This window comes from Rhodococcus sp. 2H158, from assembly GCF_053764755.1.
The window spans coordinates 1-26,720 of sequence record NZ_JBSNCE010000030.1 but is presented as its reverse complement, the minus strand read 5'-3'; the positions used below and the strand labels follow the sequence as shown (position 1 = coordinate 26,720).

Genomic DNA, 26,720 nt, shown 5'->3' with positions numbered 1-26,720 from the left:
GTCAGGCGGTTTCCTTCTCGGGTGCGGCGAGCCCGAGCTCGAGCTCGCCGAGTGGCTGGAAGTACGCGTCGACGTCGGCGTCGGTGACATCGGCGAGGGTCGCCGGCGACCACGCCGGGTTGCGGTCCTTGTCGACCACCTGCGCGCGGATGCCCTCGACGAGGTCGTGCGAGCGCAACGACGCCAGTGACACCCGGTACTCCTCGTTCAGCACCTCTTCGAGGCTGCCGAGTTCGCGGGCGTGGCGCACCGATCGCAGGGTCACCTTCAGCGCGACGGGCGACTTGCCGAGGATCTGCTCGGCGGCCGCGCGGGCCTCGGGCTCCTCGGCGGCCTGCAGGCGGGCGACGATCTCCTCGACGGTCGGTGCCGAGTAGGCGGCGTCGATCCAGGAGCGCTGCGCGAGCAGCGGCGACTCCGGGGCCGGCTGGGCGAATTCGGCGAGCGCCTCGTCGACCGTGCCGGATTCGAGGGCGGCGACGAACTTGTCGAGCGCCTCGGACGGCACGAAGTGGTCGGCGAAACCGAGGGCGATGGCGTCGCCGGCCGTCATCCGACCGGTGGTCAGAGCGAGGTGGGTGCCGAGCTCGCCCGGTGCGCGCGAGAGCAGCCAGGTGCCGCCCACGTCGGGGACGAAGCCGATGCCCACCTCGGGCATCGCGATCGTGGAGCGTTCGGTGACGACGCGGACGTTGCCGTGGGCGGCGATCCCGACGCCGCCGCCCATGACGATGCCGTCCATGATCGCCACGTACGGCTTCGGGTAGCGGCCGATGGCGGCGTTGAGGATGTACTCGTCGCGCCAGAAGTCCTGCGAGCCGGTGCCCCCGTCGCGGGCGTCGTGGTAGATCGAGACGATGTCACCGCCGGCGCACAGGCCGCGCTCCCCCGCCCCGTCCACGACGACCGCGCGGACCGAGTCGTCCCCGGCCCACTCGCCGAGCGCGGCGGCCGTCACCTTCACCATGTCGTAGTTCAGGGCGTTGATGGCCTTGGGCCGGTTCAGGGTGATCCGGCCGATGCCGCCGGAGACCCGGACGAGGACGTCTTCCGTCTCGGTCATTTTGCTCCGTTCTGCGCCGCGGCCACCACGCTGCGCGCGACGACCACCCGCATGATCTCGTTGGTTCCTTCGAGGATCTGATGCACCCGCAGATCCCGCACGATCTTCTCGAGCCCGTACTCGGCAAGATAGCCGTAGCCGCCGTGCAGTTGCAGCGCGTCGTTGGCGGCGTCGAAGCAGGCGTCGGTGGCGAATCGCTTCGCCATGGCGCACAGCTCGACCACGTCGTCGGCATTCCGGTCCAGCGCGTCGGCCGCGCGCCAGAGCAGGGTGCGGGAGGCCTCGATGCCGGTGCGCATGTCGGCGAGGCGGAACTGCAGGGCCTGCGAGTCGAGCAGCCGCTCGCCGAACGCCTTGCGTTCGGCGAGGTAGCCGACGGTCTTGTCGAGCGCGGCCTGGGCGCCGCCGACCGAGCACGCGGCGATGTTGAGCCGGCCCCCGTTGAGCCCGTGCATGGCGATGCGGAAGCCGCTGCCCTCCTCGCCGAGCAGGTTCTCGGCGGGCACCCGGGCACCGTCGAAGTTCACCTGCCGGGTGGGCTGGGCGTTCCAGCCCATCTTCTTCTCGTTGGCGCCGAAGGACAGCCCGGGGGTGTCCTTCGGGACGATGATCGCGGAGATGCCGCGCGGGCCGGGCTCGCCGGTGCGCGCCATCACCACGTACACGTCCGACGTGCCGGCGCCGGAGATGAACTGCTTGGCGCCGGTGAGGACGTACTCGTCGCCGTCGCGGACGGCCCGGGTGCTCAGGGCCGCCGCGTCGGAGCCGGCGCCGGGCTCGGTCAGGCAGTAACTCGCGAGCTGGTCCATCGTGCAGAGCCCGGGGACCCAACGACGGCGCTGCTCGTCGTTGCCGAACCGGTCGATCATCCACGTGACCATGTTGTGGATGGAGATGTAGGCGGCGATGGACGGGCAGCCCTTGGCGAGTTCCTCGAAGATCCGGACGGAGTCGAGGCGACGCAGGCCCGACCCGCCGACGTCCTCGCGGACGTAGATGCCGCCCATCCCGAGGGCCGCGGCCTTGCGCAGGACGTCGACCGGGAAGTGCTTGGTCTGGTCCCATTCGACCGCGTTCGGGGCGAGGAACTCGGCGGCGAAGTCGCGGGCGGTGTCGCGGATCGCCCGGTCGTCGTCGGTGAGGGTGAACATCGGTATCTCGTCCTAGTCCATCGTCGGGATGACGAAGTGGTCGGCGTTCTCCTTCAGGCCGGAGAACCAGCGCTGGGTGACGGTCTTGGTCTTGGTGTAGAAGCGGATCGAGTCCGGGCCGTGCTGGTTGAGATCGCCGAAGCCGGACCGCTTCCAGCCGCCGAAGGTGTGGTACGCGATCGGCACCGGGATCGGCACGTTCACGCCGACCATGCCGACGTTGACGCGGTTGGTGAAGTCGCGGGCGGTGTCGCCGTCGCGGGTGAAGATGGCCACGCCGTTGCCGTACTCGTGCTCCGAGGGCAGCCGCAGGGCCTCCTCGTAGTCGTGCGCGCGGACGACGATCACGACGGGGCCGAAGATCTCCTCGCGGTAGATCTTCATCTCCGCGGTGACGTTGTCGAACAGGGTGGCGCCGGAGAAGAAGCCGTTCTCGTGGCCCTCGAGCACGAAGTCGCGCCCGTCGACGACGAGCTCGGCGCCCTCGTCGATGCCGGACTGGATGTAGTCGTGCACCCGCTGGCGAGCCTCGGCGGTGACGAGCGGGCCGAAGTCGGCGTTCGGGTCGTCGCTGCGGCCGACCTTCAGCTTTCCGACGCGTTCGGTCAGCTTCGCGACGAGAGCCTCGGCGGCCTCCTCGCCGACGGGCACCGCGACGGAGATGGCCATGCAGCGCTCACCGGCGGAGCCGTAGCCGGCGCCGACGAGGGCGTCGGCCACCTGGTCCATGTCGGCGTCGGGCATGACGATCGCGTGGTTCTTGGCGCCGCCGAAGCACTGGGCGCGCTTGCCGTGGGCGGCGGCGGTCTCGTAGATGTACTGGGCGATCGGCGTGGAGCCGACGAAGCCGACGGCCTTGACGCGCTCGTCGGTCAGCAGCACGTCGACGACGGTCTTGTCGCCGTTGACGACGTTGAACACGCCGGTGGGCAGCCCGGCCTCGATGAACAGCTCCGCCAGGCGCAGCGGCACCGACGGGTCGCGCTCGGAAGGCTTGAGCACGAATGCGTTTCCGCACGCGATGGCCGGTCCGGCCTTCCACAGCGGGATCATCGCGGGGAAGTTGAACGGGGTGATGCCGGCGACGACGCCGAGCGGCTGGCGCATCGAGTAGACGTCGATGCCGGTGCCGGCGGAGTCGGTGAACTCGCCCTTGAGCAGGTGCGGGATGCCGGTGGCGAACTCGATCACCTCGAGGCCGCGCTGGATGTCGCCCTTGGCGTCGGCGACGGTCTTGCCGTGCTCGGAGGACAGCAGCTTCGCGAGGTTGTCCATGTCGTCCTGCACGAGCTGCAGGAACTTCATCAGCACGCGGGCGCGCTTCTGCGGATTGAACGCGGCCCATTCCTTCTGAGCCTCGACGGCGTTCGCGATGACGGCCTCGGTCTCGGCGACGTCGGCGAGCGGAACCCGGGCCTGCACCTCGCCGGTGTTGGGGTCGAAGACGTCGGCGAACCGGTCGGAGGCGCCGGGGATGTGCTTGCCCCCGACGAAGTGGGTGAGTTCTCGAACGCTCATGTCCGGATCCGTCCTAACTGGTCGAATTCTCGTGTTTCGGTGGGATGATCGGGGGCAGCGGACGACACCCCCGGCAATGTGTGCTCATCCTATAGTTGGAAGTCCACGTATGTCCATAGGCGGCTACGCCGCCGGTGCGTCCTTCGGGTTGCTCCAGCCGCCCAAAGGACGCACGGGCCGCGGAGCGGCCTATCGCAGCCGCCGGTACATCTCCTCCAGGTCGGCGGCACCGCGGATGACCACCGACTCGTCGGTGCCGCCGGCCCGCAGCGCCCGCCGCAACAGCATCGGATCGAGATCGTCCAGCGCGGGCCGGTACTGCTCGGCCGGCAGATCCGGCAACCGGATCGCGTCCCCGTAGAAGTCCTCGTCGTCGGTCTCGGCGGCGTCCACCCCGCCGATCAATGCGTTCAGGTCGACCCCGCGCAGGGTGAGCACCGCCAGCGGCTGCTCGTCGACGTGCTCGGCCAGCAGGTACCCGACCGCCGCCGCGTGTTTGCACGGCCACCCGTCGTCCGGGCACGTGCAGTCGAAGTCCAGTTCACCGGCGCGCCGCGGCAGCAGCAGCGGACCCAGTTCCTCCGGCAGCGCACCGCCCGCGAGCCGGACCAGCATGCCCGGCGCCGACCGCACCCGGTCGATCAGGTCCGCGACCGCCTCCTCGTCGAGCGTGCGGATCGAGACCGTCGAGGTGAACGGGCGCAGCTGACTGCCCTGCACCTCCCCCACCGCCACGCCGGGCTCGAGCCGCATCGAGACCACCTGTCCCGACCGGGCGTAGGTCCGGCCCCGCGCCAGCCGGCCCTTGTCGGCGACCTGCTCCATCGCCGCGACCAGCTCCTTCGACCACCAGGTGCGTCCGATCGACCCGCGCTTCGTCCGCGCCTCGATGCCGCCGACGACCCGCCGGCGCTTGCCGTAACGGTCGAACCCGCCGGCCGGGCTCACTCGCCCACCGCCTCGTCGCCCAGGGACAGCAGCGAGTGCAGCTGCTCGGTGGACAGCTCGGTGATCCAGTTCTCGCCCGCTCCCACCGCAAGCTCCGCCAATTCCTGTTTCCCCGCGATCATTTCGTCGATCCGTTCCTCCAGCGTGCCGACGCACACGAGCTTGCGGACCTGCACGTCGCGGCGCTGGCCGATGCGGAACGCCCGGTCGGTGGCCTGGTTCTCCACCGCCGGATTCCACCAACGATCCAGGTGCACCACGTGATTCGCGGCCGTCAGGTTCAGGCCCGTGCCGCCGGCCTTGAGCGAGAGCAACATCATCGGCGGGCCGCCGTCGCCCTGGAACGCGGCGACCATCGCGTCGCGCCGGCCCTTGGACACCCCGCCGTGCAGAAACGGCACCGTGGTATCGAACCGCTCGGCGAGGTACGGGGCGATCAGCTCACCGAACTCCCGGAACTGGGTGAACAGCAACGCCTTCTCGCCGTCGGCGAGGATCGACTCGACGATGTCCTCCACCAGCCCGAGCTTGCCCGAACGGTGCCGGCCCCGCCGCAGCACCCCGGAGCCGTCGCCCAGGTAGTGCGCGGGGTGGTTGCACACCTGCTTGAGCCGGGTCAGCGCGGCGAGCACCGCGCCCTTGCGGGCCATGCCCTCCTTGTCCCGGATCTGCCGCATCATCTCGTCGACCACCGCCCGGTACAGCGCCGCCTGCTCAGCGGTCAGGTTGGCCCGCACCGTCTGCTCGAACTTCTCCGGCAGGTCCGAGATCACCGACGGGTCGGTCTTGACGCGGCGCAGCACGAACGGCGACGTCAACGCCCGCAGCCGCGCGGCGGCGGCCGCGTCGCGCTCCCGCTCGATCGGGACGGCGAACCGGGCCCGGAACGTCGACGGCGAACCCAACAGGCGGGGATTGGCGAAGTCGAGGATCGATCGCAGTTCCTCGAGCCGGTTCTCCACGGGGGTGCCGGTGAGCGCGACGCGGTGCCGCGCGGGGATCGCCCGCGTCGCGCGGGACTGCGCGGTCGCGGCGTTCTTCACATGCTGGGCCTCGTCGAGCACCACCCGGCCCCAGCGCAGCGACCTCAACGGCGCCACGTCACGCGCGACGAGCGCGTACGTCGTGATCACCAGGTCGCTGTCGGCGACCGCCGCGGCCAGCGCGGCGTCGCGCAACCGCGCCGGGCCGTGGTGGACGTGCACGCGCAGGCCCGGCACGAACCGCTGGGCCTCGCGCTGCCAGTTGCCCACCACCGACATCGGGCACACCAGCAACGTCGGGGCCACGTCGTCGCCGCCCGCCCGTTCGTGGGCGAGCAGCGCGAGCACCTGCACGGTCTTGCCGAGGCCCATGTCGTCGGCCAGCACCGCGCCCAGCCCGAGGCCGCTCATGAACGCCAGCCACTCCAGGCCGCGCTGCTGGTACGGACGCAAGGTCGCGTGCAGGCCGGGTGGGGGCGGCACCGGTTCGGGCCGGACCTGCCCGTCGAGCAGGGTCGCCACCCAACCGGTCGCGGCGACGTCGGTGACCTCCACCGGGGGCGGCTCGTCGCCGGTGAACCGGCCGAACAACGTCGCCAGCGTCGCGTCCGTCGCGCCCTGGCCGGCGACGTAGCGGGCGGCCCGCGCGAGGGCGATCGGATCGGCCTGCACCCACTTGCCGCGCAGCTTGACCAGGTCGCTGTTGGCCGCGATCAGCCGTTCCATCTCGGCGGGGGTGAGCAGCATGTCGCCCACGGCAAGCTGCCACTCGAACGAGACGAGCGCGTTCATGCCGACGGTGTCGTCCTCGGCGGCGACGGGTGCGACCGGCGAGGACACCTGCAGCCGCAGCGACGGCTCGAGCCGCGCCCACGCGCGCGGCAGCAGCAACGCGACGCCGGCCTCACCCAGCGCGCGGCCACCGTGCTCCACGAGGTCGGTCACGACCCCCGTCGGCAGCAGCAGGTCCAGGCTGTCCGGGTCGCGCGGCACGTCCTGCAGCCGCGGATACGCCTTCAGGGCGGCGCCGAGCTTGCGGATCCCGATCTGCAGCAGTTGGGCGTCGGAGCCGTCCACCGGCACCGGCACCGGCGCCTGCCCCTCCGACCGCAGGCACACCTCGAGCCGCCACAGCGTGTCGGCGCCGATGCCGTCCTCCTCGTCGTCCGGTTCGACGAGCCGCAGCACCAGGTCGGGCTCGTTTCCCGCGAGCGAGGCCCGCCATTCGTCCAGCGCCTCGGCCATGCGCTGGGAGCCGCTGTGGTGCGGTTGCCCCTCGGCCAGGGCGGCGATCAGCGGATGCAGCGAGGTACCCACGTTGCCGATCAACGCCCGGGTGATCGGATCGGTGAGCTCGGTGGCGAGGTCGTCGAGGAGCGCCGCGGGCCGCCCGGCCTGCCGCTGCACCGGCGGCATCGCGGCGGACAGTTCGGCCGTCCAGGCACGGATCCGGTCACCGCCGAGCAGGCGCCACCGGGCCCACCACTGCCCGTCCGCGCGGTGCAGTTCCGGGGCCACCCGCCCGGCCTGCGCCCAGCGCTCGAGGCCGCGGGCGACGTGAGCGAGGTAGCGCAGGTCCCCGGCCACCCCCTCGGCGTGCCGCGGCAGCGCCAGCAGCAGCTCCGCGGCGTCGGGCGGCGCGACCGCCACCGCCGGGATCGACCGCGGACCGTCGTCGCCGGGCAGACGCAGCTCGACCCGGTGCCGGAACGGCCGGTCGATCCATCGTCGCAGTACAGCGGGTGTGTCGTCGGGCGGGTCGTCGCCGTCGCGCCACAGCATCAGGCCCGCTCCCGGTGACCACAGCCCGTGCAGCATGCCCACCATGGTGCCAGTCGCGACCGACACCGTCGTGACGGGCTGGGGCGCACGCACGCCGTCGTGGCGGGTGGGCACGCGCGCGGGACGGTCGTGCGCTGAGCGCCGGTGACGATCGGCCCTGGATCGGGCTCGCTCCCCGGAGGACACTGGGCTGCAGGTGCACCCACCAGGAGACTGCGATGTCGATCATGATCCAGGTCCTCGAGCAGGCCTACAGCGCCCACACCCCTTGGGAGCAGGTCAAGTACGCGTTCGTCGACTCCGAGCACATCACCACCATGCGGCTCGACGGTCAGTGCGGCGTGTGGCTCGACGGGACGAAACACGGTGAATCCCACCGGCTCGCCGCCACCGCGACCGCGGAGCAGGCGGTGTTCTTCCTGCTGACCGTGTTCGACCGGATCGCCGAGTGCAGGCAGCACGGCGGGTCGTGGATCGTCGGGCACGACGGCCGCACCATCGAGTCCATCCACGCGACACGGTTTCCGCTGACGACCGACGGCTGAACCCTGATCCACCGTCGGTGATCCCGATCCGGATCGGGATCGGATTTCGGGATGGGTGATCTCGCGAGGCAGGGGCGATCGGCCGGTCTGCCCGGCGTGTCCACTGGTATCTCCGGTCGTGCCCTTTCACAGATTTCGGCGGTGATCTGCGGGTTCATCCGTGCGGTCACCGAGCTAAGCGCGCTGCAGGTTCTCGTCTTCGGCGTCCTCGACGCACACCGGGCGGCGTCGGTCGCGTAGCAGGTGGCGTGCCGCCCAGTCGAGGCAGAATCCGAGCACACCGATGACTGCGATCACGGCCATCACCTGGTCGTAGGCGAGCTGGTCGCGGGCGTTGAGGATCTGGTAGCCCAGGCCGGAGCGGACGCCGAGCATTTCGGCGGGCACCAGGACCACCCAGGCGATGCCGAGCCCGACCCGCAGCCCGGTCTGGACCTGGCCGCGGATCGCGGGCAGCACCACGGAGGTGAGTTGCTCGAACCGGGTCGCTCCGAACGACCGGGCGACGAGCAGCTGCCCGGGGTCGACGGCGTGCACGCCGGCGACGGTGTTGATGACGATGGGCCACACGGCCGCCGCGGCGATGAGGAAGAACACCGGCTGATGGCCGATCCCGAACAGCGCGACGGCGATCGGCGCCCACGACAACGGCGAGATCATCCGCAGGAACTGCATCACCGGCATGGTCGCCCGCTCCACGACCGGGTTCAGTCCGATCAACAGGCCGACGGGGATGCCGACCGTCGCGGCAATCAGCAGACCGACGAGCAGCCGCCACATGCTGGCAGCGACGTCGGGCAGCAGCACGCCGCGTTCGACGAGGTCGATCAGCGCGGGAACCACATGCTGGGGTGCGAACTCTCGTAGCAGCGAGTCGGGAGCGGCGACGACGCTGGTGAGCAGCCACCACAGCAACACTGCGACGAGAACCGCGACGAGTTGCGGCACGAGCGATGGTCGCCGCGGTGCGGGAGTGGAGGGGTTCAAGAGGGGTCGACCTCCTCGATACGGGTCAGGTCTGCGGGCAGCCCGAAAGTGGCGGGACCGCCGAGACGGGCGAGTGACGCCCGGACGAACCGGTCGTCGACGAGGTCGTCGTGCACGGTCGCGGCATCGAGCCGGTCCAGGAACCGGGTGTCGCCGTCGACGAGGGTGTCGTGCATGGCCTCGACCAGCGCCGCGGTGAAGCTGGAGAACGGGAACGGTTGGTAGCCGACCTGCTGCGGCCGCCAGTGCGGGTGCACGCCGGGACTGCGGTCCGGATAGGTCAAGGCCTCGGTGATCGCAGGCAGCGGCTGCGGCAGGTATCCGCCCGCGAGCATCGTTGCCGCGGCCGGGCGATCGGCACCGATCCGCTGCTGCGCGCCGACGAGCGAGTCGGTGACGGACTGGGCGACGGCGGGTCGCTGCTCGAGTAGGTCCTCGTGAACGAGCAGCGCACAGCAGGCATGGTCGCGCCAGATGTCGCCGAGGAAGCGGTGGATGCGTCCGATGCCGCGGAGCTCGGCGGCGGCGTTGAACGGGTCGGCGACGGTGAAGCCGCCGATCGAGCCGTTGGCGAGCGCGGGGATCATGTCCGACGGACTCATGACGATCAGCTCCACGGTGCCGTCGGAGCGGGACGCGGACCGGCGGATCACCGGGCGCAATCCATGGGTACGCAGCAGTTTCTGCAGGACGATGTTGTGAATGGACCACCAGAACGGAATGGCAACCTGCCGGCCGGCGAGCTGGCCGAGGTCGGTGACGTCGGGCGCGACGGTAAGAGCCGAGCCGTTGGTGTGATTCCAGCCGATGACGCGCACGGCGCTGCCGAGCGAATAGCGCAGTTGTACGGCCATCGGCATCAGCAGATGCACGACGTCGACCTGCCGGGTGAGGAATGCCTCGGCCAGCGACGCCCAGCTACGGAACAGCACCGGCTTCGCGCCGTCGACGACGCCCTGCGGGTACAGGCCGGCACCGTGCGCGACGAGCAACGGCGCGGCGTCGGTGATGGGCAGGTATCCGATCCGCAACTGCCCGGTGGTGTTGGCGGGGTCGGTAGCCGCGACGCGGCCGAGATCCACGAGGCCGGCCACGCCCCCGGCGGCGGCCAGCCCGACGGCACCGCGCAGCAGCGTCCGGCGCGTGATCACGGCGCTCACCGCGAGGACAGCGACGTGTCGCGGTAGCGGGCCAGGATCTCGGCGCGCAGATGGTCCGGATGCTCGTCCGGACGGGCGCTCAGGTGCCATTGCTGCTGCACGGCGCCCCCGCCGCCGAGCAGCGCGATGCGGTCCGCGAGCAGCAGCGCCTCGTCGATGTCGTGGGTGACGAGCACCGTGGTGAAGCCGAGTTCGCGGGCGAGGTCGCGCAGCCACACCTGCAGGTCGGAGCGGATAGCCGGGTCGAGCGCGCTGAACGGCTCGTCGAGGAGCAGCAGGCGCGGGCGGACAGCGACGGCGCGGATCACCGCGACGCGCTGGGCCTGCCCGCCGGAGAGCTGGTCGGGGTAGTACCCGGCGAGGTCGGCGAGCCCGAACATCCGCAGCAGCTCGTCCGCGTAGGCGGCGTCGAACCGGTCCCGGTGGGCGGCGAAGCGTCCCCCGAAGGCGCTGTTCTCCCGCACCGTCAGCCACGGCATCAGAAAGGGTTGCTGGAACACCACTCCCGTGTGCGGGCGGGTGTCGTCGTCGGAGGTGGGCCAGGTGACGGTGCCGCCGTCGAGGTGCTCGAGGCCGGCGACGATTCGCAGCAGTGTGGACTTGCCGCTACCGCTCGTGCCGAGCACGACGAGGAACTCGCCGTCGGCGATGTCGAGGTCGACCCCACCCAGGACGGGCGTGTTCCGTCCCGGAAAACTCTTGTATCCGTTAGTTATTCGTACTGCGAGAGTTCCCACCGCAGCTGTCCTTCCGAGGGCGACTGAATGGGCAGGAAGGCGGCCTCGCGGAACCGACGGTTGGTTGCGCTCGAGGAGGCGTAGCCTGCGCCCCCGCGCAGGGTCGACTCGAGGCGGGTTGCGGCGACCGCGACGCTCGAACCGTCGAGCCGCAACCGGATCAGATCGGCTGGGCCGGCCGTGGCCGGATTCGCGGCGAAGCGGTGCAGGCGGTCGCGCAGCGACTCGTACCGGGCCGCCAGCGTCTGGTATTCCTCCGCGAACTGGGCGCCGAGACCGGTGAGGCGGGCGGAGGACTCGGCCAGGGCCGTGCGGGTGATGCCGCTGCAGAACGCCGTCTGCAGCAGGAGGAACGTCGGGCGGATGTTCCCGCAGAAGCCTCCGAGGTCGTCGGTAATGATGTGGTCCGTGGCAACGTGCACCTTGTCGAACGTCAGCGACGTCGAGGACGTGGCACCGAGCGCGAGCAACTCCGGCGCCGGGGCGATCCGCACGCCGGGCGCGTTCGCCCGGACGGCGGCGACGAAACGGGTGCCGTCCGCGCCGCGTGCCGGGAAGACGATGAGCGACTCGGGGAAAATGTTGGAGGCCCAGTGAATCGGGCCGGACACCTCGAGGCCGTCGGCGGTGCGCTCGGCCGTGAGCGGCAGTTCGCCGAGGCCCGCGAGATGCTTGAGGGCGGCGGCCATCGCGGTGACGCCGACGAGCCGCCCGGCGGCGAGGTCGTCGCGGTACCTGTTCCGTAGCGGCGCCGGAGCTCGGTCGATGTATTCGAGGCTCATCCGCTGCGCCCACAGCGAGAAGCCCACGGCGAGGCTCTCGGCGGCGATGTCCTCGATGACCGCGACCATCTCGCCGATCCCGTCCTCACCGAGGCCGGCGGCGATCAGGCAGCTTTCGCCGATCCTGGTGAGATCGACGCGGATGTCGGTCTCGCCACGATCGAGCGCGTCCGCCCGGTCGCGAACGGATTCGGCGACGGTTCGGCGCCGTTCGGTGAGGGGTTGTGAAACAGCCGCGGTCATCGTGAAGGTCAGCTTTCGAGGGTGTGGATGCGGTCGACAGGGGTGCTCACGGCGTCGCGGGCGCGGAACACCGCGGCCTCGTCGGGCGCGTTGTAGAAGCACAGGCACTTGTCCATGTCCTCGCGGACGTAGGTGCGCAGGAAGCTCACCTCGGGGACGTTGGCGTACTTCGGCGAGTTCGCCTTCTTGCGGGCGAGGTAGGTGTCCATGTCGATCTCGGCGGGGATGTCCCACTCGACGAGATAGCCGGCCTCGGGCCGTGCCGCCTTGATCTGGTCGAGGTCGGCGCCGACGAGGCGGACCTGGTGCGGTCCGTCGAGTTCGGAGGCGGACAGCGCCGCGGCGTCGAGGTCGGGAGCGCTGCAGCCGTCGAACTCGGCGACGGCGAAGACGCGCTGCGCGCCGGCGGTCACCTGGGCCTCGATCAGCTCGCCGCCGGCGGTGGCGACTTGGGCGTCGAATTCCTTGAGGGCCTGGTCGGCATTGTCGGCAGTGGGCACGAGTTCGTACAGGTACAGGGACATGGGTCACCTTCCGGGGACTGAGGAGAAGGGCGGGGCGCGCCGAACCTGGAGAGGGTTGCGCGCGGAGGCTGCGAGCCGACGGGCTCGGTCAGCGACAGGAGTGACGACACACCGCAGCGGCCACGCGCACGAGATCCACGTGCAGGCGGCGGGTGAGGTTGCTGCGGGTCACGCCGTCCACAGTACAGACGGACAGAACGATCTGTCTATCCGGCCGCTCGGATACCCTGGATCCGTGCCCGCTTCCGCCGATATCCGCGTGGACACCACGCCCGAGTCCCGTCCAGTCAAGGCGCCGCCCGCCGAGCGACTGCTCGCCACGGCGGTGACGCTGTTCTCTCGCTACGGGATCCGTGCCGTGGGCATCGACCGCATCCTCGCCGAATCGGGCGTGGCCCGCGCGAGCATGTACTCCGCCTACGGATCCAAGGACGCATTGGTCCTGGCCTACCTCGATTACCTCGACCGCCGGGACCGCGCGCGCTGGACCGCGGCCGTCACCGATGTCGCCGATCCCGTCGAGAAGGTCCTGATGTTCTTCGACCTCGCCCTCATGTCGGCTCCGGCGAGGAACTACCGGGGATGCCAATATGCCAACGCGGCGACCGAGTTCCCGGACGAAGAATTCGCGCCCGTGCGAGCGCACCGCGACTGGCTGCGCAAGACTCTCGTCGCGCTGCTCACCGAGGCCGGGGTGGCCGCCCCGGAATCAGCTGCCCGGCAGATCCAACTGATCTACGACGGGGCACTGTCCGGCTCCAAGCTCGAACACTCCGAGGAGCCGCTGCAGCTCGGCCGCGAACTCGCCGCCGCGATCGCAACGGGCTGACTTTCAGGCACGGCGATCTCGCCATGACAGATCGACGTGCCAGTTCTCGGCACCGATATGCACCTGCACGGCCGACTTGCCGCCTCGGCGCAGGGTTCCACAACACTCACTGAGCGGGCACCGGCGCCGACGCTGTCGGTGCGGTCGGTGAGAATGTCCGCGTGCGAGGGGGCGCAGCGTTCTGGGGGCTGGTGGTGGCGGTCGCGATCGCCGTGTCGTGGGGTTGGGACCGGATCGAGTCGAACGCACCACCGGCACCGGGCAGTCCCGGCCGCGGCGAGCTCGAACAGCTGCTGGCGCGGGCGGCGGTGGTGCCGCACCGGCCGCAGGTGCCGGGGTACGAGCGTGCGTGCGGACCGGGCGAGGGGTGCGTGTTCGGGGAGGCGTGGTCCGACGACCATCCGGGACCAGGCGGGCGCGACGGGTGCGACACCCGCAACAACGTGCTCGCCCGCGATCTGCGCGACGTCGCGTTCCGGCCCGGCACCGGCGACTGTGTCGTCCTGTCGGGCACGCTGACCGACCCGTACACCGGGGCGCGGCTCGAATTCCGTCGCGCCGAGGGCCGGGCCGTCCAGATCGACCACATCTACCCGCTGGCGGCGGCGTGGGACCTCGGGGCGGCGGCCTGGCCGGCCGAACGGCGCCGGCAGTTCGCCAACGACGTCGCCTACAACCTGATCGCGGTGGACGGCCCGGCGAACGAGGACAAGCGCGATCACACCCCGGCCGAGTGGCTGCCGCCGGCGGCGGCGTATCGCTGCTGGTTCGCGGGCAAGTACCTGTCGGTGGCGGTGCGCTACGGGCTGCCGATCACGGTGGCCGACCGGCGGGCGCTGGCGTCGACGATCTCCGCGTGCTGAGCCCGTCGTCGCGGCGACCGCGCGCTCGTCGGTCGTGCGCATCCAACGAGCTGCCCGCGGACGGCCGGTGGTCGCGCGGCTGCCGCCCTCCGGCGCCGTGCCCCGCATCCGGGCAGAGGGAACTAGCGTGGCACTCATGGTTTCGCGCATCACCAAGGACACCCGCCTGTGCATCTCGCTGTCGGGCCGCCCGAGCAACATCGGCACCCGCTTCCACAACTACCTCTACGACGAACTCGGCCTGGACTTCGTGTACAAGGCGTTCACGACGACCGACCTGCCGGCGGCGGTGGCCGGGATCCGCGGCCTCGGCATCCGCGGGTGCGGGGTGTCGATGCCGTTCAAGGAAGCGATCATTCCCCTGATCGACGAGCTGCACGACTCGGCGCGGGCCATCGAATCGGTGAACACCGTCGTCAACGAGAACGGGGTGCTGCACGCCTACAACACCGACTACCAGGCGGTGGTGGATCTGCTGCGCGAGCACGAGGTCGACCCCGCGTTGCCGGCCGCCGTCGCCGGCAGCGGCGGGATGGCCAAGGCGGTTGTGGCGGCCCTGCGCGACAGCGGGTTCGCGAACGTGTCGGTGATCGCCCGCAACGAGAAGACCGGGCGCCCGCTCGCGCAGCAGTACGGGTTCGACTGGCGGCCCGAGCTCGGCGAGCTCGCTCCGGGCCTGCTCGTCAACGCCACGCCGATCGGGATGGCGGGCGGGCCGGAATCCGGGCAGCTGCCGTTCCCCGAAGCCGCGGTGGGCGCGGCGACGACGGTGTTCGACGTGGTGGCGATGCCCCCGCAGACGCCGCTGATCCGCGCGGCCCAGGAGCGGGGACTGCCCGTGATCACCGGCGCCGAGGTCATCGCCCTGCAGGCGGCGCAGCAGTTCGCGCTGTACACCGGCGTGACCCCGACGCCCGAGCAGGTGCGCCGCGCGTCGGAGTTCTCCCGATCCGCGGCCTGAGCCCCGGCATTCACGCCCCGGTGGCGATCTCCCGGGCCGGGTCCCGGCACCACTGCGACCACGACCCCGGGAACAGGGCTGCGTCGATCCCGGCGAGGGCGAGCGCCGCAATCTGATGGGTCGCGGTCACCCCGGATCCGCAGTACACGGCGACGGGACCGTCCCCGCACACGGTCGCGAAGCGGTCGGCGAGTTCCTCGGCGGTCCGGAACGTGCCGTCCACGCGGAGGTTGTCCGTGGCGGGGGCGCTCACCGCGCCGGGAATGTGGCCGGCGCGCGGATCGACGGGTTCCTCGTCGCCCCGGTACCGCGCCGCGGCCCGCGCATCGAGCAGGGTTCCCCGCGAAGGGAACTCGGCTGCCTCGTCGATGCCGACGGTGGGCATCCGGCCGCCGCGCAGGGTCACCGATCCCGGCTTCACGGCCTCCCCCGGCCCGGCCGCGAGGCCATGTCCCGCCGCCGTCCACAGCGACAGCCCGCCGTCGAGCAGGCGCACGTCCCGAAGGCCCGCCCAGCGCAGCAGCCACCAGGCCCGGGCGGCGGCGAGGCCACCGGTGTCGTCGTAGACGGCGACGGTGTCGCCGTCGTCGATCCCCCACCGTCGCGCGTGGTCCTGCAGCCGCACCACGTCCGGCAGGGGGTGACGGCCGCGCTCGGGCGATCCCGGATCGGCGAGCTCGGTCTCGAGGTCGACGAACACCGCTCCGGGGATGTGACCCTCGTGGTAGCGGTCCTCGCCGTTCGGGTCGTCGAGCGACCAGCGCACGTCCAGCAGGACCGGCGGCCTGCCCACCTCGACGAGATCGGCCAGTTCACTCACGGTCATCAGCACGGGATTCGCAACCATGGCTCCGATCCTGGCACGCCCGCGCGGTGGGCGCCGCGCGACACGGGAGGTGCGGCGGCGTCCGCTGCGGCAGAATGCCGCCCGGGTCCGCTGCGGCAGAATGCCGCCCGTGTCAGATGCTCCCGCGCCCACCCGTCCCGCCCCGCTCACCCAGCCGATCGGGGCGGGCATCGTCACGGCCCTCGTCGGGTTCACCAGTTCGTTCGCGGTGGTGCTGACGGGACTGCGGGCGGTCGGGGCGTCGCCGTCGGAGGCGGCGGCCGGTCTGCTGGCGCTCTGTGTGACGCAGGGGCTCGGCATCCTGTGGCTGGCACGGCGGTACCGCACACCGATCACGCTCGCGTGGTCCACGCCCGGCGCTGCGCTGCTCGCCGGCACCGGCGTGGTGGCGGGCGGATGGCCGGCCGCGGTGGGCGCGTTCGTCGTCGTGGGCGCCGCGATCGTCCTGACGGGGCTGTGGCCGCGGCTCGGCGCCCTGATCGCGGCGATCCCGACGCCGCTGGCGCAGGCCATGCTCGCCGGGGTGCTCGTCCCGCTCTGCCTCGCCCCGGTCGAGGAGGTGATGTCCTCGCCCGCCTCGATCCTGCCCGTGGTGGCGACGTGGCTTGTGCTGCAGCGGCTGCGGCCGCGCTGGGCGGTGCCGGGGGCGTTCGCGGCGGCCGCGGTGGTCGTGGCAATCCACCTGTCGCGCTCGGGAACCCGGCCCGCAGCGCGGGATCTGCTGCCCTCGATCGATCTCACGGCTCCGGCGTGGACGTGGCAGGCGCTGCTCGGCATCGCCGTGCCCCTCTACATCGTGACGATGGCGTCGCAGAACATCCCGGGCACCGCAGTGCTCGACTCGTTCGGTTACGCCACGCCGTGGCGGGCGGCGATGACGGTCACGGGCCTCGGCACCGCCGTGGGCGCGCCGGCCGGTGGGCACGCGATCAACCTCGCGGCGATCAGTGCGGCGCTGGCGGCGGCGCCCGAGGCGGACCCGGATCCGGCGCGCCGGTGGGTGGCCGCGTGGTCGGCGGGCTGGTCGTACCTCGCGCTGGCCCTGTGCTCGACCGGGCTCGCGACGGTCGTGGCGACGGCACCGGACGGGGTGGTCGAGGCGGTGGCCGGATTGGCCCTGCTCGCGACGCTCGGCGGGGCCCTGGCCTCGGCTCTGCGCGACGCGCCGGAGCGCGAAGCAGCGGTCGTGACGTTCCTGGTCGCGGCGTCCGGATCGACCCTGTTCGGTATCGGATCGGCATTCTGGGCGTTGATGGTCGGACTTGCCGTCCGCGTGGGACTATCGTCAGGACGGTGACGAACCGCCAGCCGACGACGCCCGCCGCCGACCCACCCGTTCCCGCCCGGTTCCCGGTCCTCTGGCCGATGCAGACCCGGTGGGCGGACAACGACCACTACGGCCACGTCAACAACGTCACCTACTACTCGTACTTCGACTCCGCGGTCAACGGATGGCTGATGGCCACGACCGGGGTCGACATCCGGGAGCTGGACGCGATCGGCGTGGTCGCGGAGACGTCGTGCCGGTATCTGGCGGAGCTGTCGTTCCCGGACCGGCTGCGCGTCGGCCTGGCGGTGGAGCGGCTGGGAACCCGCAGCGTCACCTATTCGCTGGCCATCTTCCGGGAGGACGGCGAAGGCGGGCTGCAGCCGGCGGCGACCGGGCGTTTCGTGCACGTGTACGTCGACGCCCGCACGCGACGTCCCGTGGTGATCCCCAAGGAGATCAAGAAGGCGGTCGCCCAGCTGGTGACGCCCCCGACGGAATAGCTCCCGTCCACCAAGCATCCGCTTGGCATTGTATTCATCTACCGGATTACACTCCGGGGCATCCGCACGTCCCCCGAGAGAGAGTGATCCGAAGATGCGCGATGCTGTCATCGTCGAAGCCGTCCGTACCCCCATCGGCAAGCGGGGCGGCGGCCTGTCCGGCGTCCACGCCGTCGAGCTGTCCGCCCACGTCCTGCGCACCATCGCCGAACGCACCGGCATCGACCCGGCGCTCGTCGACGACGTGCACTGGGGCACCGTGCAATCCGTCGGCATGCAGTCCGGCAACATCGGCCGCATGGCCGTGCTCGGCGCGGGCTGGCCGGAATCGGTGCCCGGCTTCACCATCGACCGGCAGTGCGGCTCGTCGCAGCAGGCCGTCTCGACGGCGGCCGCGGCGGTGATCTCCGGCCAGGCCGATCTCGTCGTCGCCGGCGGCGTCGAGATCATGTCGGCGATCCCGCTGGGTTCCTCCGCTCCCGAGGGCACCGGGCAGATGGGCGGCCCGGCCCGCGAACGGTACGCCGACGAGCTCACCGCGCCCGGCTTCCACGGCCGCTTCAACCAGGGCGTGGGCGCCGAGATCATCGCCGAGCAGTGGGGCATCTCCCGCACCGAGCTCGACGAGTACTCCGTCCGGTCGCACGAGAAGTCCGCCCGCGCGCAGGACGAGGGGCTGTTCGCGGACGAGATCGCGCCGTACACCCTGGCGGACGGCACCGTGATCGCCTCGGACGAGGGCATCCGGCGCGGCTCCACCGTCGAGAAGCTCGCGGGCCTGAAGGCCCCGTTCCGGGAGAACGGCGTGGTCACCGCCGGCAACGCGTCCCAGATCTCCGACGGCGCCTCCGGGCTGCTGATCACCACCTCGGAGAAGGCGAAGGCGCTGGGCCTGACCCCGCTCGCGCGCGTGCACACCGCCGTGGTCACCGGCGACGATCCGGTCAAGATGCTCACCGGCCCCATCCCCGCCACCGCCCTGGCGCTGAAGCGGTCGGGACTGTCGCTCGACGACATCGACGCGTTCGAGGTCAACGAGGCCTTCGCCTCCGTACCGCTGTCGTGGCAACGCGAGACGGGCGCGCCGCTCGAGAAGCTGAACCCCCTCGGCGGTGCCATCGCGCTCGGCCACCCCCTCGGCGCCTCGGGCGGTCGCCTGGCCGCGACGTTGATCCATCACCTGCGCCGCACGGGTGGCCGCTACGGCCTGCAGACGATGTGCGAGGGCGGCGGCACCGCCAACGCCACGATCTACGAGATCCTCTAGCCCGCGGTGGTGCCTTCCGGGACCCGGTCCCGGAAGGCACACCTCATCGCTGCGCCAGCCGCTCGAGCAGCGGCGTCGTGCGCGGACCCACCAGTTCGCGCATCACCAGCGCCATGTTGGTGCGCTCGACGCCGGGGATCTCGAGGATCTGCCCGGCCAGCCGGTAGAGATCCTCGGCGTCGCGCGCGACCACCTTCACCGACAGGTCGGTCTGCCCCGTCATGCCGTACACCTCGGTGACCTCCGGGATCTGCGCCAGGGCCGCGACGACCGAATCGAGCCGGTGCTGATCGACCCGGGTCGCGACGAACGCCGCCAGCGGATAGCCGAGAGCCCGCGGATCCACCCGCCGCTCGAACGACCCGAGGACCCCCTCCGCATCCCATCGCGCGAGCCGCGCCTGCACCGTGTTCCGGGACAACCCCAGACGCTGGGACAGCTCCACCCCGGTCGCCCGCGGGGTCCGCGCAAGCTCGAGCAGCAGCCGGGCGTCGGTGGCATCGAGACTGGTCATATTTCGCAGTATGACAGCGGCGGGCACCCCGAAACCGTGCTTCCTGCGCAATCGCGCATCGGCCGATTGCGCACCTGCACCCCGCGTGGATCATGTGAGGTACAACACAGGTTCGCCGGCCCGCCTCACGAGGGCGACCGGTCCCGCCATAGCGAGGTGGTGCACGGTGGTCGACAAGATTGCCTATCCGGTCCAGCTGATCCAGCCCGACGGACGACGGGTCTACAACCCCGAGTACTCCGCGCTCGTCGCCGACGTCGGACCCGACGAACTCCGCGCCCTCTACCGCGACATGGTCGTCGTCCGCCGCCTCGACGCCGAGGCCACCGCGCTGCAACGGCAGGGCGAACTCGGACTGTGGGCGCCGCTGCTCGGCCAGGAGGCCGCCCAGGTCGGCTCCGCGCACGCCCTCCACCGCGACGACTACGTGTTCACCAGCTACCGCGAGCACGGCGTGGCCTGGTGCCGCGGCGTCGACCCCGCCGACATGACCCGGCTGTGGCGCGGGTGCGCCCACTCCGGCTGGGATCCGGCCACGGTCAACATGACCAACCCCGCCATCGTGGTCGGCTCCCAGGGCCTGCACGCCACCGGATACGCGATGGGCGCCCACTTCGACGGCGCCGAGATCGCCACCGTCGTCTACTTCGGCGACGGGGCGACCAGCCAGGGCGACATCGCCGAGGCCCTCGGCTTCGCCGTCGCGTGGGGCGTCGGCGTGGTCTTCTTCTGCCAGAACAACCACTGGGCGATCAGCCACCCCGTCCGGTCGCAGAGTCCCGTCCCGATCGCGCAGCGCGCCGCCGGCTACGGGATGCCCGCCGTGCAGGTCGACGGCAACGACGCGCTCGCGGTGCTCGCCGTCACCCGCCGGGCCACCCGGCACGCGCGGGAGGGCAGCGGCCCGTCGTTCGTCGAGGCCATCACCTACCGGATGGGCCCGCACACCACCTCCGACGACCCCACCCGCTACCGCACCCCCGCCGAGACCGAACTGTGGAAGGCCCGGGACCCGATCGACCGGCTCCACCGGCTGCTCCGGCGGGAAGGACACGCCGGCGACGAGTTCTTCGACGAGGTCGGCGCCGCCGCCGACGAGGCCGCGGCCCGGCTGCGCGCCGGCACCCTCGGCGCCCCGAACCCCGAGCCGCTGAGCATGTTCGACCACGTCTACGCCACCGCCCATCCGATGATCGCCGAGGAACGAACCCGCTACCGCGACTACCTCGCCGATTTCGAGATCGCGACCCACGAGGAGGCGCCGTCATGACCACCACCACGCTTGCCCTCGGGGCCGCCCTCGGCGCCGGCCTGCGCCGGGCCCTCGAACACGACCGCAAGGTGGTGATCATGGGCGAGGACGTCGGCCGGCTCGGCGGGGTCTTCCGGGTCACCGACACGTTGCAGAAGGACTTCGGCGACAACCGCGTCATCGACACACCCCTCGCCGAATCCGGGATCGTGGGAACGGCTTTCGGCATGGCCCTGCGCGGCTACCGGCCGGTGTGCGAGATCCAGTTCGACGGCTTCGTCTACCCCGCGTTCGACCAGATCGTCTCGCAGGTCGCCAAGATCCACTACCGCACCGCCGGGAGGGTCACCGCACCCCTGACCATCCGCATCCCCTACGGCGGCGGGATCGGTGCGGTGGAACATCATTCGGAGTCACCCGAGGCGTACTTCACGCACACCGCCGGACTGCGGGTCGTCAGCCCGAGCCATCCGGCCGACGCCTACACGATGATCCAGCAGGCCATCGCGCTCGACGACCCGGTGATCTTCCTCGAGCCCAAACGCCGGTACTGGGACCGCGGCGAGGTCGACCTCGACACCGAGCCCGACCTCCCGCTCGACAAGGCCCGCGTCGCCCGGCCCGGAACGGACGTCACCGTCGTGACGTTCGGGTCGATGGTGTCCACCGCGCTGCACGCCGCGCAGATCGCCGACACCGAGGGGCACTCGGTCGAGGTGATCGACCTGCGGTCCCTCTCGCCCATCGACTTCGACACCGTCGAGGCGTCGGTCCGGCGCACCGGACGGCTGGTCGTGGTGCAGGAGGCACCGCTGTTCTGCGGCATCGGCGCCGAGATCGCCGCCCAGCTCGCGGAGCGCTGCTTCTACCAGCTCGAGGCGCCGGTGCTGCGGGTCGGCGGCTTCGACATCCCCTATCCCCCGGCGAAACTCGAGGCGCACCACCTGCCCGACCCGGATCGCATCCTCGACGCCGTCGACCGCAGCCTCGCGGCGTGAGGAGCCGGACATGGAACCGGGCATGAACGAACACGGCACCGTGGTGACCGAACACAGCGAGGTGTTCCGGCTGCCGGACCTCGGGGAGGGCCTGACCGAGGCGGAACTGCTGTCGTGGACCGTCGCCGTCGGCGACCGGGTCGAGCTCAACCAGGTGATCGCCGAGGTCGAGACCGCCAAGGCGACGGTGGAACTGCCCTCCCCGTACGCGGGAACGGTCGCCGAACTGCTCGCCGAGCCGGGCGCCGGCGTGCCCGTCGGGGCGCCACTGATCCGCATCGCGGTGCCGGTCGCGGCGGGCACCGCGGCGACCCCGACCGGTGGCGGCGACTCACCCGTGCAGGTGCTCGTCGGCTACGGGCCGGGCGCCGCGCCGGTGAGCCGGCGCGCGGCCCGGGCCGCGGCGGCGGCACCGGCCCCGGCGCAGGCACCCACACCGCCCGGCGAGCGGCACCGCCCCGACGCGAAACCGTCGGCGCGCCGCGAGGCCCGGCTCCTCGGCGTGGATCTCACCGAGGTGACGGGAACCGGCACGGGCGGGGCGATCATCGTCCCCGACGTCCGACGCGCCGCGGAGGGACACGGATCCGCCACGGCGGCAGCAGGATCGGATCGCGAGACCCGGACGCCGATCCACGGGATCCGCAGACGTACCGCCGCCGCGGTGGCGCGCAGCGCCTTCACCGCCCCGCACGTGACCGTGTTCCTCACCTGCGACGTCACCGCTACGGTCGACCTCGTCGCCCGGCTGCGCGGCGCGGCCGCCTTCGAGGGCCGTCGCCCGACGGCGCTCACCGTGGTGGCCAAGGCGCTGCTGCGGGCGCTCGAGCACCAGCCCGTCCTCAACGCGGCCTGGGACGAGGAGCACCAGGAGATCGTCACCCGCCACTACGTCAACCTGGGTATCGCGACCGCCACCGACTCGGGCCTGATGGTGCCGGTGATCCGCGACGCCGACCGCATGTCGCTGCCGGACCTCGCCGGCGCCATCGCCCACGCCGCGGAGACCGCCCGATCCGGCCGCGCCACCCCGGCCGACCTGACCGGCGGCACGGTCTCGATCACCAACATCGGCGTGTTCGGCGTCGACACCGGCACCCCCATCCTCAATCCCGGGGAGACGGCGATCCTCGCGCTCGGTGCCGTCACCCCGCGACCGTGGGTGGTCGACGGCGAGCTTGCCGTCCGGCAGGTCACGACGCTGTCGCTGTCGTTCGACCATCGTCTCGTCGACGGTGAGCAGGCAGCGCGCGCGCTGGCCGAGATCGGGGCGATCCTCACCGACCCGGTGCCGGAACTGCTCGCCGGTATCTGACGGGCGGTAGCGTCGGGACACGTGACCGCTCAGGATCTTCGCCGCGCCCGCGCGGCCGTGTTCGCCACCTTCGGCGTCAACGGGTTCCTGCTCGCGATGTGGGTGGTGCACATCCCCGCGATCGAGGAGCGCGTCGGCATCGACCACGCCACGCTGGGTTCCCTGCTGCTGGTCCTCGCGGCCGGGGCGATCGCCGGGATGCAGGCCACCGGTCCGCTCGCCGACCGGTTCGGCAGCGACCGCACCACCGTCGCCGCGGCGGTCCTGCTGTCGGTGGCGACCCTCGGCCCCGGCCTGGCCGGCACGGCGTGGCAGCTGGGCGTGGCGCTCGCGGTGTTCGGGTTCGCGAACGGCGCCCTGGACGTGTCGATGAACTCGCAGGCCGTGGCGGTCGAGCAACGCTACCGGCGGCCGATCATGGCCGCGTTCCACGGCCTGTTCTCGGTCGGCGGGGTCGTCGGCTCGCTGGTCGGGGCGGCCGCCCTGGCGACGGGGCTCACCCCGGCCGTCGCCCTCGGCGGCGCCGGCCTCGTCGGCGTGCTCGTCGTCGCGGTCTCGGCGCCGCACCTCGTGCGGGTGCCCCGGGTCGAGCACCCGCGCGAGGCCGGCCCGCGCGGCGGATACTCCCGCCGGGTGCTGCTGCTCGGCGGGCTCGCGTTCATGCTGATGCTCAGCGAGGGCGTCGCCAACGACTGGAGCGCCCTGCAGGTCAAGGAACACCTGGGCAGCCCGGATGCGGTCGCGGCGCTGGCCTTCGGCGCGTTCTCCACGACGATGACGCTCGGCCGCTTCGTCGCGGACCGCGTCAGCGCCCGCATCGGCGCCGTGGCCGTGGTCCGGTACGGCACGCTGCTGGCGGGAGCCGGGATGGGCACGGTCGTCGCCTCCCCGTGGCTGCCCACGACGCTCGCCGGATGGGCGCTGTTCGGGCTGGGCCTGTCCGGCGCCGTGCCGCAGATCTTCAGCGCAGCCGGGAACATCGACGCCGGCGCCCCGGGCCGCAACATGTCCCGTGTCGTCGGCATGGGATACATCGGGTTCCTGGCGGGACCCGCCACCATCGGCTGGCTCTCGGAGGCGACGTCGCTCACCGCGGCGATGACGGTGCCGTTGGCATGCGTGCTCGCCGCCGCAGCCCTCGCCGGCTCCGTCGGTGAGCGGACCCGTCACACGCTTGCGCGCGTGGACGGCCGCTAGCGCGGGAGGACGGTCAGGACCCGCACGACGTGGTCGCGGAACTCGCGCATGTAGTTGCGGAGGAAGTCCTCGGTGCCCGAGTTGTGGACGGTGCCGTCGTCCCCGAAGACCTCGGGCGTGTAATGGATGTATGCCTCGGGCGACGTCATCTGCCGGGCGTTGCAGAAGCTCAGCACGGCGCGCAGACTCTGCTGGCCCACGGCGGTGCCGATCGCGCCGATGGAGGCGCCGATCACCGCGGCCGGGATGTGATCGAACGAGTTCTGCCCCCACGGGCGCGACGCCCAGTCGATGGCGTTCTTCAGCGCCCCGGGAATCGACCGGTTGTACTCGGGTGAGACGAACAGCACCGCATCGACAGCGGCGATCGCGTCCTTGAGCGCGGCCCCCTCCGGCGGGTAGTTCGCGTCGTAGTCGGGGCTGTAGAGCGGCAGGTCCCGGATGGCGATCTCGACGAATTCGAGGTCGTGCGGGGCGAGCCGGATCAACGCCTTCGCGAGGATACGGTTGATCGAGGTGGACGACAGGCTGCCGACGAAGTAGCCGACCCTGTACGTCCTCTCGGCCCCTGGGTGCTCGGTCACGGGATGCTCGGTCACAGGACGAGTCCTTTCCGTCGGTGCCACGGGCCGGGCGCAGCCCGCCTGCCATCTCCGACGGTCGCACACGAGCGGGGCGCCCGCACGGTGTTCCGTGCGGACGCCCCGGTTCGTCGAACTCGTTACAGCGCCTTGAGTTCCTCGGTGACCTCGGAGACCATCTTCTTCGCGTCGCCGAAGAGCATGGAGGTGTGGTCGGCGGTGAACAGCGGGTTGTCGATGCCGGCGTACCCGGAGCTCATCGAGCGCTTGAGCACGATCACCGACTTGGACTGATCCACGTTGAGGATGGGCATGCCGTAGATCGGGCTGGACGAGTCGTGCCGGGCGGCGGGATTGGTGACGTCGTTGGCGCCGATGACGACGGTGACGTCGGTGCGGGAGAACTCCCCGTTGATGTCGTCCATCTCCTTGAGCGCCTCGTACGGCACCTCGGCCTCGGCGAGCAGCACGTTCATGTGCCCGGGCATCCGGCCGGCGACCGGGTGGATGGCGTACTTGACCTCCACCCCCTTCTCCTCGAGCAGCGCCGCCATCTCCTTGACCGCGTGCTGCGCCTGCGCCACCGCCAGCCCGTACCCGGGCACCACGATGACCTGGTTGGCGTACGCCATCTGGACCGCCGCATCGGAGGCGGAGGTGGCCTTGACGGTGCCACCGGCCCCGCCGGCCACCGCACCGGCACCGCCGTCGCCGCCGAACGAGCCGAACACGATCGCCGGGATGGACCGGTTCATCGCCTTGGCCATCAGGTTGGTCAGGATCGAACCCGACGCCCCGACGATCATGCCGGCGACGATCATCGCCTGATTGTTCAGCGCCAGACCGGCCGCCGCGGCCGACAGGCCGGTCAGGGCGTTGAGCAGCGAGATGACCACCGGCATGTCGGCGCCGCCGATCGGCAGCACCACGAACAGGCCCATCAGCCCGGCCACGACGAGCAGCGCCACGATCCAGATCGCCGAGGTGGGCTCGTTCGCCGGGTCGGCCGCGAGACCGATGTACACGGCGAGCGCGACCGCCGCGAGCGCAAGCCCGATGTTCGCCAGCTGGAAGGCCTTGGCCGCGCCGACGAGGCGGCGCTCGAGGTTCTTGTTCAGCAGCTCCTGCAGCTTGGCGAACGCCACCAGCGAACCCCAGAACGAGACCGACCCGACGATCGCGGCGAACAGCGAGCCGACCACCACGGGCACCGTCGGCTCCTCGGCGAGGGTGGTGAAGCCGTCCGAGTCGAGGAACTCCGCCCACGCGATCAGCGCGACGGTGCCGCCACCGACGCCGTTGAACAGCGCCACCAGCTGCGGCATCGCCGTCATCTTCGTGCGCAGCGCCGGCGGCACGCCCAGGACGACACCGACGGCCAGGCCGGCGACGATCCAGAGCCAGTTGTCGGTGGCGCGGATGTCGATCAGGACGGCGACGACCGCCACGGCCATACCGACCGCGGCGATGTAGTTGCCGCGGACCGCGGTCTTCGGGCCGGTCAGGCCCATCAGACCGTAGATGAACATCGCGAACGCGACGATGTACAGGACGGAGACGAGGTAGCTCATTTCGCGTCGGCTCCCTTCTCCACCGCCGGGGCGGCCTGCACCGGCACCCGCTTCTTGGGCTTGAACATCGCGAGCATGCGGTCGGTGACCACGAAGCCACCCACGACGTTGAGCGTGCCGAACACCAGCGCGACGAACAGGATGACCTTGATGCTCCACGGCGCGTCGGCCGGCAGGTGGCCGAAGACCACCAGCGCACCGAGCACCACGATGCCGTGGATGGCGTTGGTGCCCGACATCAGCGGGGTGTGCAAGGTGTTGGGCACCTTCGAAATCACGGCGAAGCCCACGAACCCGGCCAGGACCAGGATCGCGATGTTCGCCAACAGTTC

At 71.4% G+C, this 26,720-nt stretch carries 27 protein-coding genes; 11 read left to right on the top strand and 16 right to left on the bottom strand.

The window, feature by feature from the left end; genetic code table 11:
- Position 1 precedes the first annotated feature (1 nt).
- The 5 genes from ACWPOB_RS23960 to ACWPOB_RS23940 form a co-directional block, all read right to left on the bottom strand.
- Positions 2–1,063: an enoyl-CoA hydratase/isomerase family protein gene (locus ACWPOB_RS23960; RefSeq protein ID WP_100057109.1), complete on the bottom strand. Its 1,062-nt coding sequence runs from the start codon at positions 1,061–1,063 to the stop codon at positions 2–4.
- Positions 1,060–2,214, bottom strand: a complete 1,155-nt coding sequence (locus ACWPOB_RS23955) for an isobutyryl-CoA dehydrogenase (protein WP_100057110.1) — start codon at positions 2,212–2,214, stop codon at positions 1,060–1,062. The genes ACWPOB_RS23960 and ACWPOB_RS23955 overlap by 4 nt, the downstream gene beginning before the upstream one ends.
- 12 nt (positions 2,215–2,226) lie before the next feature.
- Positions 2,227–3,732 (bottom strand): CoA-acylating methylmalonate-semialdehyde dehydrogenase, encoded by a 1,506-nt coding sequence (locus ACWPOB_RS23950; protein ID WP_455402345.1) that lies wholly within the window; start codon positions 3,730–3,732, stop codon positions 2,227–2,229.
- 189 nt (positions 3,733–3,921) lie between these two features.
- Positions 3,922–4,680 carry an SWIM zinc finger family protein gene (locus ACWPOB_RS23945; RefSeq protein ID WP_100057111.1) on the bottom strand — a complete coding sequence of 253 codons (759 nt, stop codon included), beginning with the start codon at positions 4,678–4,680 and terminating at the stop codon, positions 3,922–3,924.
- A complete protein-coding gene (locus tag ACWPOB_RS23940) occupies positions 4,677–7,481 on the bottom strand; it encodes a DEAD/DEAH box helicase (protein WP_455402366.1) in 2,805 nt (934 codons plus the stop codon). The genes ACWPOB_RS23945 and ACWPOB_RS23940 overlap by 4 nt, the downstream gene beginning before the upstream one ends.
- Positions 7,482–7,663: 182 nt before the next feature.
- On the opposite strand from ACWPOB_RS23940, the gene ACWPOB_RS23935 reads away from it, so the two are divergent.
- A complete protein-coding gene (locus ACWPOB_RS23935; RefSeq protein ID WP_006940172.1) occupies positions 7,664–7,990 on the top strand; it encodes a hypothetical protein in 327 nt (108 codons plus the stop codon).
- A 174-nt stretch (positions 7,991–8,164) separates the two neighbouring features.
- Here ACWPOB_RS23935 and ACWPOB_RS23930 read toward each other — a convergent pair whose 3' ends face one another.
- From ACWPOB_RS23930 to ACWPOB_RS23905, 6 genes are all read right to left on the bottom strand, one after another.
- Positions 8,165–8,938 carry an ABC transporter permease gene (locus tag ACWPOB_RS23930; protein WP_455402365.1) on the bottom strand — a complete coding sequence of 258 codons (774 nt, stop codon included), beginning with the start codon at positions 8,936–8,938 and terminating at the stop codon, positions 8,165–8,167.
- A 35-nt stretch (positions 8,939–8,973) separates the two neighbouring features.
- Positions 8,974–10,137 carry an ABC transporter substrate-binding protein gene (locus ACWPOB_RS23925; protein ID WP_455402344.1) on the bottom strand — a complete coding sequence of 388 codons (1,164 nt, stop codon included), beginning with the start codon at positions 10,135–10,137 and terminating at the stop codon, positions 8,974–8,976.
- Positions 10,134–10,874: an ABC transporter ATP-binding protein gene (locus ACWPOB_RS23920; RefSeq protein WP_455402343.1), complete on the bottom strand. Its 741-nt coding sequence runs from the start codon at positions 10,872–10,874 to the stop codon at positions 10,134–10,136. The genes ACWPOB_RS23925 and ACWPOB_RS23920 overlap by 4 nt, the downstream gene beginning before the upstream one ends.
- Positions 10,850–11,899 carry an acyl-CoA dehydrogenase family protein gene (locus tag ACWPOB_RS23915; RefSeq protein WP_455402342.1) on the bottom strand — a complete coding sequence of 350 codons (1,050 nt, stop codon included), beginning with the start codon at positions 11,897–11,899 and terminating at the stop codon, positions 10,850–10,852. The genes ACWPOB_RS23920 and ACWPOB_RS23915 overlap by 25 nt, the downstream gene beginning before the upstream one ends.
- 8 nt (positions 11,900–11,907) lie before the next feature.
- A complete protein-coding gene (locus tag ACWPOB_RS23910; protein ID WP_072634955.1) occupies positions 11,908–12,423 on the bottom strand; it encodes a DUF4242 domain-containing protein in 516 nt (171 codons plus the stop codon).
- Between the two features lie 88 nt (positions 12,424–12,511).
- The gene (locus ACWPOB_RS23905) at positions 12,512–12,595 is read right to left on the bottom strand and encodes a putative leader peptide (protein WP_442800834.1); all 84 of its coding nucleotides are present in this window, start codon (positions 12,593–12,595) and stop codon (positions 12,512–12,514) included.
- Between the two features lie 81 nt (positions 12,596–12,676).
- Here ACWPOB_RS23905 and ACWPOB_RS23900 point away from each other — a divergent pair, with 81 nt between their 5' ends.
- The 3 genes from ACWPOB_RS23900 (at position 12,677) to ACWPOB_RS23890 (ending at position 15,076) form a co-directional block, all read left to right on the top strand.
- Positions 12,677–13,252: a TetR/AcrR family transcriptional regulator gene (locus ACWPOB_RS23900; RefSeq protein WP_455402364.1), complete on the top strand. Its 576-nt coding sequence runs from the start codon at positions 12,677–12,679 to the stop codon at positions 13,250–13,252.
- Between the two features lie 161 nt (positions 13,253–13,413).
- Positions 13,414–14,115: an HNH endonuclease family protein gene (locus tag ACWPOB_RS23895; protein WP_455402341.1), complete on the top strand. Its 702-nt coding sequence runs from the start codon at positions 13,414–13,416 to the stop codon at positions 14,113–14,115.
- Positions 14,116–14,251: 136 nt separating this feature from the next.
- Positions 14,252–15,076 (top strand): shikimate 5-dehydrogenase, encoded by an 825-nt coding sequence (locus ACWPOB_RS23890; RefSeq protein ID WP_100057369.1) that lies wholly within the window; start codon positions 14,252–14,254, stop codon positions 15,074–15,076.
- A 10-nt stretch (positions 15,077–15,086) separates the two neighbouring features.
- Here ACWPOB_RS23890 and ACWPOB_RS23885 read toward each other — a convergent pair whose 3' ends face one another.
- Positions 15,087–15,923, bottom strand: coding sequence for a sulfurtransferase (locus tag ACWPOB_RS23885; RefSeq protein ID WP_455402340.1), 837 nt, complete (start codon positions 15,921–15,923; stop codon positions 15,087–15,089).
- Positions 15,924–16,023: 100 nt separating this feature from the next.
- On the opposite strand from ACWPOB_RS23885, the gene ACWPOB_RS23880 reads away from it, so the two are divergent.
- From ACWPOB_RS23880 to ACWPOB_RS23870, 3 genes are all read left to right on the top strand, one after another.
- Positions 16,024–17,220 carry a benzoate/H(+) symporter BenE family transporter gene (locus tag ACWPOB_RS23880; protein ID WP_455402339.1) on the top strand — a complete coding sequence of 399 codons (1,197 nt, stop codon included), beginning with the start codon at positions 16,024–16,026 and terminating at the stop codon, positions 17,218–17,220.
- Complete coding sequence (locus ACWPOB_RS23875) at positions 17,217–17,693, top strand: acyl-CoA thioesterase (RefSeq protein WP_455402338.1); 477 nt, start codon at positions 17,217–17,219, stop codon at positions 17,691–17,693. Before ACWPOB_RS23880 ends, ACWPOB_RS23875 begins: the two co-directional genes overlap by 4 nt.
- 94 nt (positions 17,694–17,787) lie before the next feature.
- Complete coding sequence (locus tag ACWPOB_RS23870) at positions 17,788–18,960, top strand: thiolase family protein (RefSeq protein ID WP_100058247.1); 1,173 nt, start codon at positions 17,788–17,790, stop codon at positions 18,958–18,960.
- 43 nt (positions 18,961–19,003) lie between these two features.
- Here ACWPOB_RS23870 and ACWPOB_RS23865 read toward each other — a convergent pair whose 3' ends face one another.
- On the bottom strand, positions 19,004–19,474 hold the full coding sequence (locus ACWPOB_RS23865; RefSeq protein ID WP_006940156.1) for an Lrp/AsnC family transcriptional regulator: 471 nt from the start codon (positions 19,472–19,474) through the stop codon (positions 19,004–19,006).
- 166 nt (positions 19,475–19,640) lie between these two features.
- Between ACWPOB_RS23865 and pdhA the strand changes: the two genes are divergently transcribed.
- The 4 genes from pdhA to ACWPOB_RS23845 are packed head-to-tail and all read left to right on the top strand — an operon-like array spanning position 19,641 to position 24,236.
- On the top strand, positions 19,641–20,744 hold the full coding sequence (gene pdhA / locus ACWPOB_RS23860) for a pyruvate dehydrogenase (acetyl-transferring) E1 component subunit alpha (RefSeq protein WP_455402337.1): 1,104 nt from the start codon (positions 19,641–19,643) through the stop codon (positions 20,742–20,744).
- Positions 20,741–21,724 carry an alpha-ketoacid dehydrogenase subunit beta gene (locus ACWPOB_RS23855; protein ID WP_455402336.1) on the top strand — a complete coding sequence of 328 codons (984 nt, stop codon included), beginning with the start codon at positions 20,741–20,743 and terminating at the stop codon, positions 21,722–21,724. Before pdhA ends, ACWPOB_RS23855 begins: the two co-directional genes overlap by 4 nt.
- Positions 21,725–21,734: 10 nt before the next feature.
- Positions 21,735–23,039 (top strand): dihydrolipoamide acetyltransferase family protein, encoded by a 1,305-nt coding sequence (locus tag ACWPOB_RS23850; RefSeq protein WP_455402335.1) that lies wholly within the window; start codon positions 21,735–21,737, stop codon positions 23,037–23,039.
- A gap of 21 nt (positions 23,040–23,060) precedes the next feature.
- Positions 23,061–24,236 carry an MFS transporter gene (locus ACWPOB_RS23845; protein ID WP_455402334.1) on the top strand — a complete coding sequence of 392 codons (1,176 nt, stop codon included), beginning with the start codon at positions 23,061–23,063 and terminating at the stop codon, positions 24,234–24,236.
- Here the strand turns inward: ACWPOB_RS23845 and ACWPOB_RS23840 are convergent.
- The 3 genes from ACWPOB_RS23840 to ACWPOB_RS23830 all read right to left on the bottom strand — a co-directional run.
- Positions 24,233–24,835, bottom strand: coding sequence for an NADPH-dependent FMN reductase (locus ACWPOB_RS23840; RefSeq protein WP_100055965.1), 603 nt, complete (start codon positions 24,833–24,835; stop codon positions 24,233–24,235). The two genes, ACWPOB_RS23845 and ACWPOB_RS23840, sit on opposite strands and share 4 nt — an antisense overlap.
- Before the next feature lie 122 nt (positions 24,836–24,957).
- Positions 24,958–26,388: an NAD(P)(+) transhydrogenase (Re/Si-specific) subunit beta gene (locus tag ACWPOB_RS23835; protein WP_100055966.1), complete on the bottom strand. Its 1,431-nt coding sequence runs from the start codon at positions 26,386–26,388 to the stop codon at positions 24,958–24,960.
- A partial coding sequence (locus ACWPOB_RS23830) for an NAD(P) transhydrogenase subunit alpha (protein WP_455402333.1) occupies positions 26,385–26,720 on the bottom strand: 336 nt, incomplete at its 5' end. The genes ACWPOB_RS23835 and ACWPOB_RS23830, both read right to left, overlap by 4 nt.

Coding starts and splice junctions, on each gene's coding strand:
- ACWPOB_RS23960 (WP_100057109.1), bottom strand. CDS start 1,063: ATGACCGAGACGGAAGACGTCCTCGTCCGGGTCTCCGGCGGCATCGGC.
- ACWPOB_RS23955 (WP_100057110.1), bottom strand. CDS start 2,214: ATGTTCACCCTCACCGACGACGACCGGGCGATCCGCGACACCGCCCGC.
- ACWPOB_RS23950 (WP_455402345.1), bottom strand. CDS start 3,732: ATGAGCGTTCGAGAACTCACCCACTTCGTCGGGGGCAAGCACATCCCC.
- ACWPOB_RS23940 (WP_455402366.1), bottom strand. CDS start 7,481: ATGCTGCACGGGCTGTGGTCACCGGGAGCGGGCCTGATGCTGTGGCGC.
- ACWPOB_RS23935 (WP_006940172.1), top strand. CDS start 7,664: ATGTCGATCATGATCCAGGTCCTCGAGCAGGCCTACAGCGCCCACACC.
- ACWPOB_RS23915 (WP_455402342.1), bottom strand. CDS start 11,899: ATGACCGCGGCTGTTTCACAACCCCTCACCGAACGGCGCCGAACCGTC.
- ACWPOB_RS23910 (WP_072634955.1), bottom strand. CDS start 12,423: ATGTCCCTGTACCTGTACGAACTCGTGCCCACTGCCGACAATGCCGAC.
- ACWPOB_RS23890 (WP_100057369.1), top strand. CDS start 14,252: ATGGTTTCGCGCATCACCAAGGACACCCGCCTGTGCATCTCGCTGTCG.
- ACWPOB_RS23885 (WP_455402340.1), bottom strand. CDS start 15,923: ATGGTTGCGAATCCCGTGCTGATGACCGTGAGTGAACTGGCCGATCTC.
- ACWPOB_RS23880 (WP_455402339.1), top strand. CDS start 16,024: ATGCCGCCCGTGTCAGATGCTCCCGCGCCCACCCGTCCCGCCCCGCTC.
- ACWPOB_RS23870 (WP_100058247.1), top strand. CDS start 17,788: ATGCGCGATGCTGTCATCGTCGAAGCCGTCCGTACCCCCATCGGCAAG.
- ACWPOB_RS23865 (WP_006940156.1), bottom strand. CDS start 19,474: ATGACCAGTCTCGATGCCACCGACGCCCGGCTGCTGCTCGAGCTTGCG.
- ACWPOB_RS23855 (WP_455402336.1), top strand. CDS start 20,741: ATGACCACCACCACGCTTGCCCTCGGGGCCGCCCTCGGCGCCGGCCTG.
- ACWPOB_RS23850 (WP_455402335.1), top strand. CDS start 21,735: ATGGAACCGGGCATGAACGAACACGGCACCGTGGTGACCGAACACAGC.
- ACWPOB_RS23835 (WP_100055966.1), bottom strand. CDS start 26,388: ATGAGCTACCTCGTCTCCGTCCTGTACATCGTCGCGTTCGCGATGTTC.